The organism is Rathayibacter sp. YIM 133350 (assembly GCF_037404875.1).
Classification (GTDB): domain Bacteria; phylum Actinomycetota; class Actinomycetes; order Actinomycetales; family Microbacteriaceae; genus Orlajensenia.
Genome location: NZ_JBBELO010000003.1, coordinates 22,616 through 35,103, shown reverse-complemented (window position 1 = coordinate 35,103; position 12,488 = coordinate 22,616). Strand labels below are relative to the sequence as shown.

Sequence of the window (12,488 nt, the reverse complement as noted above, 5' to 3'; positions counted from 1 at the left end):
CGTAGGGCTCAGCCGACGAGGCTCCGTGCCGGGGGAAGCGTGAGGACCCGGTCGATGAGGCCGGGAGGCACCGGCGTGTGCGAGATGAGGAGGATCGTGCGTTGCCCGGCAGCGCCGAGCAGTTCGCGCAGCAGGGCGTCGGCATGGGCGGCGTCGACGCCGGCGGTCGGCTCGTCGACGATGAGCACCGGGAAATCGGCCAGCAGCGCACGGGCGAGCGCGAGCCGTTGCGCCTGACCGCCCGAGACGGCCGCGCCGCGTTCGCCGACCGGCGCGTCCAGGCCACCGCGGCGACGCACCCACTCCCCCAGGCCCACACGGTCGAGCACGGCGAGCAGCGCCGAATCGTCCGCGGTGTCGCGGGCGAACAGCAGGTTCTGCCGGATGCTCTCGTCGAACAACCAGGGCACCTGCTCGGTGAGGCCGACGATACGGCGCACGGCGGCCGGTGCAAGTGAGTTCGCCGGCGTGGAATCGAGCAGGTAGTCGCCGCCGTGCTCGAGGAAGCGCACGAGGGCGTGGGCGACGCTCGTCTTGCCCGCTCCGCTCTCCCCGGTGATGAGCAGGCGCTCGCCCGGAGAGATGTCCAGGTCGAGCGGACCCACTCCGGGTCGGCCGCCGGGCCAGTCAACCGTGAAGCGGCGCAGGTGGATCGCCGGGATGTGGCCGGCAAGCCAAGAGGGCTCGAGGCCCGGCTCCTCCATCGAGATCCCGGCCGCGATCTCGGCCGGGATCTCGGCGGGGCGCACGGCCGGGACGACCTCGGCGATGCGCTCGGCAGCGGCCCGCACGCGTCGCCAGGCTCCGAGTGCAGCCGGCAGTCCGGCGCAGGCCTCGAAAACGGCCAGAGGAACGAGCGCGAGCACGGCGACACCCGGGCCGCCGAGTACGCCGGCGGAGAGATCGGGCGCCGCGAGCACGATCGCGAGCACCGTCGCCGCCCCGGATGTGACGGCGAAGACGGCGCCCGCGAGCCCGGAACCGATGGCTGAGCGCCATTCGGCGCGTCGGAGGGCCTCGTCGATGAGCGCGAGCTCCCGCATCCGCTCGCCGACGGCGCCGAATGCGGTCAGCATTTCGAACGCGCCGAGGGTCTCGAGCAGCGCCTGCCCCTGTCGTGCCCGCAACGGCGCGAGCGCGCGCTCGGAGCGAGAGGCGAGCGCCGACTGCGCCCATGTGCCGAGCCCGGCGCCGAGCAGGAGGCAGCATGCCAGGGCAACCGCGGCCGGAACGGACAGGAACGCGATCGCCGCCACGCTGCCGACCGAGACGACTGCGCTCACGAGCAGCGGCTGCACGACGCGCAGCGGCAGGTCCTGCTGCTCGTCCACGTCGCGTGCGAAGCGACTGAGCAGCTCGCCCTTCCCCCTGGTTGTGAGGCCATCGGGCGCGAGCGGGGTGATGCGCTCGAGCATGCCGACCCGGAGCGATCCCAGCTGACGGAAGGCGGCATCGTGGGTGAGCAGGCGCTCGAGGTAGCGCAGAGCGGCGCGGCCGATCGCGAACGCGCGAACGCCCACGACGGCGGCGGAGAGGTACATGAGGGCGGGTTGCTCCCACGCGCGGGTGATCAGCCAGGCGGAGGTCGCGAGCAGCGCGACGGCGCTGGCCGCTCCGAGCACGCCGACGAGCAGCCCCGGCAGCGAGCGGGCGGCACGCGGTTGCGCCGCCCGGAGAACATCGTGCACGGAGAGTTGGTCAGGCATGAACGGCCTCTCCGACGGCGAGCATCGCATCCGCCGCCTCGATGAGCGCAGGCCGGTGCGTCGCGACCAGCACGAGCACGCCGTCATCGGCGAACCTGCGGAGGGTGCGCAGCAGATGCTGCTCCGCGTGCGCATCCAGTGCGGAGCTCGGCTCATCGAGCAGCAGCACCTCGCAGCCCTGTACGCGTGCCCGATAGAGCGCACGCGCGATGGCGACACGTTGCGCCTGGCCGCCCGAGAGGCCGGCGCCCTCGGCGCCGAGGGGCCACTCGACGTCGATGCCGGGCAGCCCCGCATCCGCGAGTGCGACGCGAATGGACGCGTCGTCGCGTGCCTGGCCGATCGCCACGTTCGCCGCGACGGTGCCGGCGAGCAGGTGCGGCTGCTGCGGCACCCAAGCGATCCGATCGCCCGTGACGGGCCGGTCCCCGAGCAGCACCGCACCGGAGTGCGGCACGAGCCCGGCGATGGCTCGCAGAAGCGTGGTCTTGCCTGCCCCGCTTGCTCCGACCAGCGCCGTGACGCACCCGGATGCGAGCCGCGCGCTCGTCGGAGCCAGCAGCACGTCGCCGCCCACCTCGACGCCGACCTCGTCGAGAACGAGCTCCAAACCTCGCGGGGAACCGCCGACGACGGCCTCACGTGCCGGCCTCGCCTCGGCGTCTTCGAGCAGGGCGAGCACGTCGTCGCTCGCGGCGATGCCGTCCGCCGCGGCGTGGAACGCCGTGCCGACGCCGCGCAGGGGAAGGAACGCCTCGGGCGCGAGAAGCAGGATGAACAGGCCCACTGCGAGGCCGAGCGACCCGTCGAGAAGGCGCAGGCCGATCTGGACGGCGACGAGGGCGACGGAGAGGCTGGCGGCCAGTTCGAGCACGAATCCGCTGAGGAAGGACACCCGCAGCACGCGCATCGTCGTGGCGCGGTACTGCTCCGTGACCGTCGCGATGCGATCGCGCTGCCGGGCGGCGCGGCCGAAGATCTTGAGGGTCGCGAGCCCGCCCACCACCTCGACGAACGCCCCCGAGAGTGAGTGCAGCGCCGCCCATTGCCGCGTCTGCACCGACTGCGTCGCCCATCCGACGAGAACCATGAAGACGGGGATGAGCGGCAGCACGAGAATCACGATGACGCCGCTCAGCGGGTCGCTCCACAGCATGGCGAGCACCAGCACCGGAGTCGCAACGGCTGTCGAGATCAGCTGGGGAACGTAGCTGCCGAAGTAGGCGTCCAGCGCGTCCAGACCGGTGCCGAGGATCGTGGTGAGCCGGGTTGCGGTGCGCGCACGAACGCCGCCCGGTCCCAATCGCTCCAGGGCGGCGCTCGCCGCGAGGCGCAGCTGCTGCTTCACCCGGGCGGATGCGGCGGCCGAGGCCGCATCCATGGCCCACCCGCAGGCCGCCCGAATCAGCACGGCCGCGGCGAAGCCCGCCAGCATGCCCCCCATACCGGCGAGCGAACGCGAAGCGGCGAGCGTACTGACCAGTGCGGCGAGGAAGTAGGCCGATGCCACGATGGCCGCCGTGCGCACGAGTGCGATGGCCGCTCCGGCGACCAGCAGGCCGCGTGCGGCGCCGGCGCGGCGCAGCAGCCGGGGGTCCAGGGGCTTCAGTGCGTCACCGCCTCGACGTGGGCGCGGCTGACGCGCGTGCGGAAGACCCAGTAGGTCCAGCCCTGGTAGACGAGGATGAGGGGCAGGAAGATCAGCGCCGCCCAGCTCATCACGCCGAGGGTGTAGCCAGAACTCGAGGCGTTCTGGATCGTGAGGCTGTTGGCCGGGTCGTTCGAGGCCGGCATGACCGCGGGGAACAACGCCACGAACAGGGCGATGACCACGAGGGCGATGGTCCCAGCGCCCAGGCCGAACGAGAGCCGTTCCCGGTTATCGCGGTTCGCCCACCACGAGCCGACGAGGGTGACGGCGGCGAGGCCGGCGCAGATGAGGAAGACCGGGGAAGCCGCCGTGATCAGGGCCGTCCACGTGAGGAAGAGAGCCGCGACGAGGATCGTCGCGAGTCCCGTTGCCCGTGCGAGGCGTCGCGCGCGCAACCGCAGCTCCCCCTCCGTCTTGAGGGTGAGGAAGAGCACGCCGTGCGTGAAGAACAGCAGCAGGGTGGTCAGCCCGCCGACCAGGGCGTAGGGGTTGAGCAGGTCGAAGACGGTGCCGATGTAGTCGTGATGGGCGTTCAGGGGCACGCCCTGCACCATGTTCGCGAAGGCGACCCCCCAGAGCACGGCGGGCACCGCGGAGCCGATGAAGATCATGGCGTCGAAGCGCGAACGCCAGCGGGCGTCATCGCGCTGGTGCCGGTACTCGAACGACACGCCGCGCACGATGAGGGCCAGCAGGATGAGCAGCAGTGGCAGGTAGAACCCGCTGAACAGGGTCGCGTACCACTCCGGGAAGGCGGCGAAGAGGCAGGCGCCCGCCACGATCACCCAGGTCTCGTTCAGATCCCAGACCGGACCGATCGTGTTGATCAGCACGCGCCGGTCCACGTCGTCGCGACCGAGGAACGGCAGCGACATCCCGACGCCGAAGTCGAAGCCGTCGAGGACGAAGTACCCGATGAAGAGGAACGCGATGATGGCGAACCACAGGGTGGGAAGGTCCATGCGCTGCTCCTAGTAGACCGTCGTGAGCGGGCGTACCTCGCCCGTCTCGGCATCCGGAACCGGGGCGGGTGCCGGCCCCCTGCGCACGGCGCGCACGATCAGGCGGAACTCCACTACCGCGAGCGTGCCGTACACGAGCGTGAACGCGACGAGCGAGATCAGCACCTCGAGCCCGGTCGTCCCCGGAGAGACCCCGTCGGCCGTCTTGAGCAGGCCGAACACGAGCCAGGGCTGACGACCCATCTCGGTGAAGACCCAGCCGAGGATCATCGCACCGAGCGAGAGCGGGAATGCCCAGACCGCCGCCCGCCACACCCAGCGATTGCGGGGAAGGCGCCCACGACGCGTCAGCCAGAGTCCCAGGACCGCGACGGCCACGTGAACGAGTCCGAGACCGATCATCCAGCGGAACGCCCAGTAGGTCACCCAGATGATCGGCGTGTAGTCGCCGGGCCCGTAGAGGGTGCTGTACTGCGCCTGCAGGTCGTTGATGCCTTCGACCGTGCCGTCGAAGGTGTGCGTGGAGAGGAAGGAGAGCAGGTAGGGCACTCGGATGGAGAAGAGCTCGTGCACGCCGTCGGGCGTGCCGAGCGTGAAGATCGAGAACGACGCATCCGCCCCGGTCGAGGTGGAGTAGAGCGCCTCGGCCGCTGCCATCTTCATCGGTTGCGTCGAGACCATGGCAAGGCCCAGCTGGTCGCCGGCGAGCGTGGTGAGGGCGCCGGAGACCACCATCATCCACAGGCCGAGCTTCAGGGCGGGCCGCATGGTGTCCAGGTGCTGCCCGCGTGCGAGGTGCCAGGCCGCGACGGTGATGACAAGGCCCGCCGCCACCATGAAGCAGGCGAAGATCGTGTGCGGAAAGGCCGCCAGGGCCACCTTGTTGCCGAGCAGCGCCCAGATGTCGGTGAGCTCGGCGCGGCCCTTCGCCTCGTTGATGTGGTACCCGACCGGGTTCTGCATGAAGGCGTTCGCCGCGAGGATGAAGTACGCCGAGAGCACCGACCCGCAGAAGGTCGCCCAGATGGTGGCGAGGTGCGCCCACCGCGGAAGCCTGTCCCAGCCGAAGATCCAGAGGCCGATGAAGGTCGCCTCGAAGAAGAACGCCAGCATGCCCTCCAGTGCCAACGGCGCTCCGAAGACGTCGCCGACGAAACGGGAGTAGTCCGACCAGTTCATGCCGAACTGGAATTCCTGCACGATGCCCGTCACCACTCCCATCGCGAAGTTGATGAGGAAGATGCCGCCGAAGAACCGGGTCAGTTGCAGGTAGTGGGGCTTGCCACTGCGCACCCAGGCCGTCTGGAAGAGAGCGACCGTGAGCGAGAGTCCGATCGTGAGCGGAACGAACAGGAAGTGGTACACGGTGGTGAGACCGAACTGCCAACGGGAGAGCAGCAGCGGGTCGAGCCAGTCCATGGGACTCCTCTCGGTGGACGAATCGCACTCTACGTCTCGTAGAGAACTTCTCTACACACCGTAGAACATTTCTCTACGGAATGTAGAGCAGGTGCGGAAATCGAGTATCCTGATCTCATGGCAACACTGGGAGAGCTCGAGCGCGTCGTGATGGACGAACTCTGGAGCGCCCCCGACGGGATGCCCGCCAAGGAACTGCTCGAGCGGATCAACGCGGCGGCCGCCACCGAGGGACGCAAGCCGTTGGCGCTCACCACGGTGCTGACCGTGCTCTCACGGCTGGAGTCCAAGCACTTCGTCTCGAGTGAACGCGGGACGCGTCCGCGCACCTTCCGTGCCCGTGGAACGCTCGCCGATCACACCGCGAACCTGATGGCGGAGCTGCTCGCGTCCTCGACCGACCGGGAGGCCGCGCTCGCCCGGTTCGTCGGTAGCGTTCCTCCCGGCGAGGCCGCCACCCTGCGTCGCCTGCTCGGCTGAGGCATGCTGCTGGCAAGCGGCGTGCTGGCTGCCCTCGCGGTCGCCCTGGCCTGGCCCGTGCCCGTCGCCCTCTCACGGGCGCAGTGGCCCACCCGCTCCCCCGGTGTCGCGCTCGCCCTCTGGCAGGCGATCGCGCTCGGCGGTGGTCTGTCGATGATCGGGGCGCTGCTCGGCTTCGGGCTCGCGCCGGCAGGCGGCGACCTGCCCGCAGCGCTCGGAGCGCTGGCCGCCGGATTCCTGCATGGGCCGCTCCCGGTCGCCTTCGGCGCGCTGCACCTGTTCCTGCTCAGCGCGGCGGTGCTGCTGGCCCTGGACCTGCTGCTGAACCTGGCCGACACCGCCATCCGCACCGAACGCGAGCGTCGTCGGCATCGCGAACTGGTGACGCTGCTCAGCACGCCATCGGCGGATGCTCCGCGCACCCACGTGCTCGACCATCCCGCGCCGATGGCCTACTGCCTTCCGGGCGTGCGCACCCAGACCGTGCTCTCGAACGGCCTCATCGGACTGCTCGACGCCAAGGAGCTGCAGGCGGTGCTCGCCCACGAGCAGACCCACCTGCGCCAGTACCATCACCTCGTGCTGCTGGCTTTTCGGGCCTGGAGGAACGCGCTGCCGTGGTTTCCCATCGCCAATCGCGCGGAACGGGCGGTCGCGGTGCTCGTCGAGCTGCTCGCCGATGACGACGCCCGCCGCCGGGTCGACCGGGCGACCCTGTCGAACGCCATTCTCAAGGTCGGCACCTCGTGGGAGGCCCCCGACGCCTCCGGGGGCGCGAGCACGGTCGCCTCTCCGGATGCGGAGGTCATACGCGTGCGGGTGCGCCGACTCGCGTCGGACGCACCCGCACTCTCCGCACCAGCCGTGGCCGCGGTTCTCGCGATCGCAGCGCTGCTCGTCGCCTTTCCGGCGGCGTTCATGCTCTCGCTCGTGTTCTGAGAACCGCGGCCGACGGCCGCCCTGCTAGAACAGCTTCTTGTCGGCCAGCCACGCCTTGGCGATGGCGTCGGGCTGCTTCTGCCCGTTGACGCTCTGGTCGTTCAGGTCGACCAGGTCGCTCGCCGAGAGGGCCCCCTGCACCGAGTTGATCACGCCGACGGCCTTCTCGTTGACCTTCTTGCTCACGATCGGCACGACGTGCGATGCCAGGAACAGGTTCTTCGGGTCATCGAGCGCGACCAGGTCGTTCTTCTTGATGTTGGGGTCGGCCGTGTAGACGTTCGCCAGCTGGATCTGGTTCGAGGACAGCGCGTCGACCGTCGTGGATCCGCCGCTGTCGTCGATCTCGGCGAAGCCGACGGTGACGTCGTAGGTGCTCTTCAGCCCGTCGGGCCCGTAGGGCCGCGTCTTCAGCTCGGCGTTGCCTCCCAGGGTGAGCGGCGTCGACACCTTCGCGAGGTCGGCCAGCGACTTCAGGTCGTTGTCGGTGGCGAACTTCTTGGTCACGACGTAGGAGTTCTGGTCGGAGGCATCCGCCGCGTCCAGCGCTCGCAGTCCGTCGGGCAGCGCCTTGGTGAGGGCGCTGTAGACGTCATCCTCGGAGCGTGCCGTGGTGTCCTTGTCGTAGAACTGCAGCAGGTCACCGGTGTACTCGGGGAACACGTCGATGTCGCCGTTCTCGATCGAGGGCACGTATGCCTCGCGCTGGCCGATGTTGAAGCTGCGCTTCACCTCGAAGCCGTTCGCCTCGAGCGCCTGGGCGTAGATCTCGGCGATGATCTCGTTGGAGTAGTACGACTGCGACCCGACGACGAGAGTGGACCCGTCGGCGCCCGCACTGGTCTTGCCATCGCCGCCGGTATCCAACGGCGAACCGGACGAGCACCCTGCCAGGGCCACTGACGCCCCGACCGCGACGACGCCCACCGCCAGTGCGATGCGCGAGCGCCGGCCTTTTCCTGAACCGAACATTCCTATTTCCCTTCTTCGATGGGGGATCCCACCACCGCACGCGACCGGGTTCGGTGCGAGCGGACATCTGCGGGTCGGCCGACGGCGACACCGCGCGGCACGACGAGTCTCTGGATCAGAGCGAACAGGCCCTCGAGCACCAGGGCGAGCACCGTGACGACGATCGAGGCGCCGAGCATCTGCGTGTAGTCGCGCGTGGCGACGCCGAGGAAGATGTAGGCGCCGAGGGCTCCGCCGTTGACGTAGGCGGCGAGGGTCGCCGTCGCCACGACCTGCAGGATCGCGGCGCGGACGCCGGCGATGAGCAGCGGCAGGCCGAGGGGCACCTCGACGCGGGTCAGCACCTGCCAGGGCGTCATGCCCATGGCCCGGGCCGCATCCACCGTCTTCGGGTCGACGGCCTGCACTCCCGAGTAGGCGCCCGCGAGCAGCGGCGGGATGGCCAGGATCACGAAGGTCGCGAGCGGCGCCCGGAAGCCGATGCCGACGCCGAAGGCGATGAGGATGAGCACGCCCAGGCTCGGCAGTGCGCGCAGGCCGCCACTGATGAACACCGCCAGGTCGCGCCCGCGTCCGGTGTGGCCGATGAGGTAGCCCAGCGGCACGGCGATCACGGCGGCGATCAGGGTGGCGCCGAACGTGTAGGCGAGATGCTGGCCGATGCGCAACCACAGGTCATCAGCCCCGGAATGCGCGGACGGGGTGAAGATCCACTGGAGGGCGTCGAGGAAGAGGTTCACGCCATGCCTCCGTCGAGCCTCGGGAGGGTGGGCAGCGGCGCGCGAGCGCTGCGGGGCATCCGTCTGGTCCACGGCATCAGAAGCCGGCCGAGCAGCACGAGCAGCACGTCGAAGACGAGTGCGATGAGCACGATGGAGACGACTCCCGTCACGACCTCGCCGATGATGCGGCGCTGGTAGCCGTTCGTGAACAGGTAGCCGAGACTCGTGACGCCGATGACCGCTCCCACGCTGACAAGACTGACAGTGGTCACCGACACCACCCGCAGTCCCGCGAGCATGACCGGTCCCGAGAGCGGCAGTTCGACGCGCCAGAACCGCTGCCAGCCCGAGAATCCGACGGCCGTGGCCGATTGCCGAACGTCCGCGTCGACGGAGGCGAGGGCATCGGCGGTGGCACGCACCATCAGGGCGACGGCGTAGATGGTCAGGGCCACCACGAGGTTCACCGGGTTGATGATCGTCGTGCCGAGCAGCACCGGTATGACGATGAAGAGCGCGAGCGAGGGGATCGTGTAGAGGATGGTGCCGAGGGTCAGCAGCACGGCGCGGCTGCCGCGGTACCGGGCGGCGAGCCAGCCGAGCGGCAGCGAGATCACGAAGCCGAGCACGATCGGCGGGATGGCGATCGCCATGTGCACGAGAGCGAGCCGCCACACCAGGTCGATGTTGGCGAGGAACCAGGTCATGCCGACAGTATCCCGGCCGGGCGTCCCTCGGAGTCGAGCACGACGCGTGTGCCGTCGACCTCGCTGAGGTGCAGTGCACGTCGTCCGCGGTCGGCACCGATGAACCCGGCGACGAAGTCGTCGGCCGGATGCGCGAGGATCTCGGTCGGCGAGCCGATCTGGGCGATCTCGGCCCCCGTGCGCAGGATGACGATCTGGTCGCCGAGCAGGAAGGCCTCATCGATGTCGTGCGTCACGAACACGATCGTCTTCGCGATCTCGCGTTGCAGGGTGAGCAGCTCCTGCTGCAGCTCCGACCGCACGATCGGGTCCACGGCTCCGAACGGCTCGTCCATGAGCAGGATGTTCGGGTCGATCGCGAGGCCTCGCGCCACTCCGACGCGCTGCTGCTGGCCGCCGGAGAGCTGGCTCGGGTAACGGTTCGCGAGAGAGCGGTCCAAGCCCACGCGGTCCAGCAGCTCCAGTGCCTGCTCTCGCGCCTGCTTGCGCCGAACCCCGTTCAGCACCGGAACGGTCGCGACGTTGTCGATGACCGTTCGGTGCGGAAGCAGGCCGGAGTTCTGCATCACGTAACCGATGCTGCGGCGCAGCTCCACGGGGTTGCGGGTCGAGACGTCGACGTCGTCGATGAGCACGCTTCCCTGCGACGGGTCGACCATGCGGTTGATCATGCGCAGCAGGGTGGTCTTGCCCGAGCCGGATGACCCCACGAGAACCGTGATGGTGCGCGAAGGGATGACCAGGTCGATCTCGCCCACCGCGAGCGTTCCATCGGGAAAGCGCTTGGAGACTGAACGGAACTCGATCATGGGCGCCTCTCTCGTGACCGACGTGCCTCGCCGACCTCTACACAAACACCTTTCGGTGCCGGTGGCAAAGGAGATTGCATCCGGTGACGCAAAGCGACGCCCCTGCCGTCATACGTGCCAACAAAGAAGGCCGGGCGCCGCATTCCCGGAAGGAAGCGGTGCCCGGCCCTCAGCCGTCGCCGGCTCGGAGCGCTTCTCGGCTCAGGAGGTGAGCTCTCCGTAGTAGGACTCGAGGTAACCGTGCAGGATGCGGCGGCACTCGGCGATGTAGAGCTCGTCGCCCGTGCGGTCCCATGCGAACGCCCGCGAGAGCAGCGAGTCGGCGATCTCGATGGTGATCTCGATGCGGAAGTCGAGGTCTTCGCCGGGGATCTCGAAGAGTTCCCGGAAGACGCTCGCGAACCGCTTGGCGAGCTTCGGCTCGGACTCGGCGGCGCTCAGCGGCATCCGCTCGCTGTCGACGAAGTGGATGATGCGGAAGCCGGGCTCGGTGCGGTAGAGCTCGACATAGGCGGTGATGCCGCAGTCCACGCCCTCCCACAGCGTCGCAGGCTCCTCCGTGCGCATCAGTTCCTCGGCACGGGCGCGGAAGCGCTCGGTGGCGCGCTCGCGCAGTGCCTGGAGCACGGCGATGCGGTCGGGGAAGTACCGGTAGACGGTGCCGATCGAGGCACCGGAGCGCTCGGCGATCATCGCGGTCGTCATGCGGTCGAAGCCGATCTCGTCGACGACGACGGCGGCCGCGTCGAGCAGCGAGTTGAGGCGGTCGGCGCTGCGTTGCTGCACCGGCTCCGTCCGCACGAGGGTGGATGCGGGCACGTCGATGGTGCTGAGGGTCGACACTGTTCCTCCTAGAACTAGAACCGAATAATTCTACGCGGCGACCTGTGGGCGCCCTGAATGAAGCTCACCCCCAGAGCGGGTGCCTGCCGCTCCCGTCGGGCCGGCGCACGGCGACATGACAGACTTGGGCGCATGGTCGACGCCGAGCACCTCCCCGATGCGCGGGACGCGTCGACGCATCGCGCGGCCCGCATCGAGGACTGGTTCCACGGGCATCGCGAGCGCTGCGCCCGCCGGCACGGTCGGGTTCCCTCGATCATCCCGTACACCGGGTACGGCTCGGTCGACCGGGTACGGGTGCTCTGCCGGGTGCTGCTCGTCAAGCCCGTGCAGCCGCCCTCCGATCCGCCGACCGCGGCCGACCGGCGGCGGGCGATCCGCCGCGAGCAGCTGCGCGGCTGGCGCAGCTTCATCTCGAGCCCGGTCGCCTTCGCCCGGGTACGCATCGAGATCGACGGCCACGAGACGGAGGTCGTCGCCGATCGCGGTGGCGTCGTCGATATCGAGCTCGACGTCTCGCTCACCCCCGGCTGGCATGTCGCGACGCTCACCACCGATGACGGGCGCAGCTCGCAGGCGCCCGTCCAGGTCATTCCGGCGGACTGCCGATTCGGTGTCGTCTCCGACGTCGACGACACTGTCATGGTCACGATGCTACCGCGGCCCTTCCTCGCGGGCTGGAACACCTTCGTGCTCAACGAGCACGCCCGCATACCCACCCCCGGCATGGCCGTGCTCATGGAGCGGCTGGCGACGGCCCACCCCGGCGCGCCAGTGGTCTACCTCTCCACGGGAGCCTGGAATGTCGCCCCGGCTCTCACACGCTTCCTCTCGCGCAACCTCTATCCCTCCGGCCCGCTGCTCCTGACGGATTGGGGGCCCACGCACGACCGGTGGTTCCGCAGCGGCCGGGCGCACAAGCACGACAACCTGCAGCGGCTCGCGCGGGAGTTCCCCGACGTGCGCTGGCTGCTCATCGGCGACGACGGCCAGCGCGACGAGGAGATCTACCGGGAGTTCGCCGCCGAGAACCCCCAGCGTGTCGCGGCGGTCGCCATCCGGCAGCTCTCCCCCGGTGAAGCCGTGCTCGCCGGTGGGCGCTCGAAGAACGAGCGCCCCGAGCATCCGCAGATCCCGTGGGTGTACGCCCCCGACGGATCGGGCCTCGCTGCCCAGCTGGAGCCGCTCGGGCTGCTCTGAGCCTGCAGACCCCCTTTCGGGGCGAGAGCATCCACATCAGGGGAAGCCCCGGGGTCCCGTTCCGCCCGTGGCGGCTAG

Annotated in this window: 12 protein-coding genes; 3 read left to right on the top strand and 9 right to left on the bottom strand. The window is 69.6% G+C overall.

Going from position 1 to position 12,488, the window contains the following annotated elements:
* Positions 1-8: 8 nt before the first annotated feature.
* From cydC to WDJ51_RS00220, 4 genes are read right to left on the bottom strand one after another with little or no spacing between them, the layout of a single operon-like run.
* Positions 9-1,706, bottom strand: a complete 1,698-nt coding sequence (gene cydC / locus WDJ51_RS00235) for a thiol reductant ABC exporter subunit CydC (protein ID WP_337850407.1) — start codon at positions 1,704-1,706, stop codon at positions 9-11.
* Positions 1,699-3,261 (bottom strand): thiol reductant ABC exporter subunit CydD, encoded by a 1,563-nt coding sequence (gene cydD, locus WDJ51_RS00230; protein ID WP_337850458.1) that lies wholly within the window; start codon positions 3,259-3,261, stop codon positions 1,699-1,701. Before cydD ends, cydC begins: the two co-directional genes overlap by 8 nt.
* Before the next feature lie 50 nt (positions 3,262-3,311).
* The gene (gene cydB / locus WDJ51_RS00225; protein WP_337850406.1) at positions 3,312-4,319 is read right to left on the bottom strand and encodes a cytochrome d ubiquinol oxidase subunit II; all 1,008 of its coding nucleotides are present in this window, start codon (positions 4,317-4,319) and stop codon (positions 3,312-3,314) included.
* A gap of 9 nt (positions 4,320-4,328) precedes the next feature.
* Positions 4,329-5,738 (bottom strand): cytochrome ubiquinol oxidase subunit I, encoded by a 1,410-nt coding sequence (locus WDJ51_RS00220; protein WP_337850405.1) that lies wholly within the window; start codon positions 5,736-5,738, stop codon positions 4,329-4,331.
* A 117-nt stretch (positions 5,739-5,855) separates the two neighbouring features.
* On the opposite strand from WDJ51_RS00220, the gene WDJ51_RS00215 reads away from it, so the two are divergent.
* Both WDJ51_RS00215 and WDJ51_RS00210 read left to right on the top strand, forming a co-directional pair.
* On the top strand, positions 5,856-6,218 hold the full coding sequence (locus WDJ51_RS00215) for a BlaI/MecI/CopY family transcriptional regulator (RefSeq protein ID WP_337850404.1): 363 nt from the start codon (positions 5,856-5,858) through the stop codon (positions 6,216-6,218).
* 3 nt (positions 6,219-6,221) lie between these two features.
* The gene (locus WDJ51_RS00210) at positions 6,222-7,157 is read left to right on the top strand and encodes a M56 family metallopeptidase (protein WP_337850403.1); all 936 of its coding nucleotides are present in this window, start codon (positions 6,222-6,224) and stop codon (positions 7,155-7,157) included.
* A 24-nt stretch (positions 7,158-7,181) separates the two neighbouring features.
* On the opposite strand, the gene WDJ51_RS00205 is transcribed toward WDJ51_RS00210, so the two are convergent.
* The 5 genes from WDJ51_RS00205 to WDJ51_RS00185 form a co-directional block, all read right to left on the bottom strand.
* The gene (locus WDJ51_RS00205; protein WP_337850402.1) at positions 7,182-8,129 is read right to left on the bottom strand and encodes an ABC transporter substrate-binding protein; all 948 of its coding nucleotides are present in this window, start codon (positions 8,127-8,129) and stop codon (positions 7,182-7,184) included.
* A 2-nt stretch (positions 8,130-8,131) separates the two neighbouring features.
* Positions 8,132-8,869, bottom strand: a complete 738-nt coding sequence (locus WDJ51_RS00200) for an ABC transporter permease (protein WP_337850401.1) — start codon at positions 8,867-8,869, stop codon at positions 8,132-8,134.
* Entirely contained in the window at positions 8,866-9,558 is a 693-nt protein-coding gene (locus WDJ51_RS00195) for an ABC transporter permease (RefSeq protein ID WP_337850400.1), read from the bottom strand. Before WDJ51_RS00195 ends, WDJ51_RS00200 begins: the two co-directional genes overlap by 4 nt.
* Positions 9,555-10,367 carry an ABC transporter ATP-binding protein gene (locus WDJ51_RS00190; protein ID WP_337850399.1) on the bottom strand — a complete coding sequence of 271 codons (813 nt, stop codon included), beginning with the start codon at positions 10,365-10,367 and terminating at the stop codon, positions 9,555-9,557. Before WDJ51_RS00190 ends, WDJ51_RS00195 begins: the two co-directional genes overlap by 4 nt.
* A gap of 201 nt (positions 10,368-10,568) precedes the next feature.
* Entirely contained in the window at positions 10,569-11,210 is a 642-nt protein-coding gene (locus tag WDJ51_RS00185) for a TetR/AcrR family transcriptional regulator (protein WP_337850398.1), read from the bottom strand.
* A 132-nt stretch (positions 11,211-11,342) separates the two neighbouring features.
* Between WDJ51_RS00185 and WDJ51_RS00180 the strand changes: the two genes are divergently transcribed.
* Complete coding sequence (locus tag WDJ51_RS00180; protein ID WP_337850397.1) at positions 11,343-12,410, top strand: App1 family protein; 1,068 nt, start codon at positions 11,343-11,345, stop codon at positions 12,408-12,410.
* Positions 12,411-12,488 lie beyond the last annotated feature (78 nt).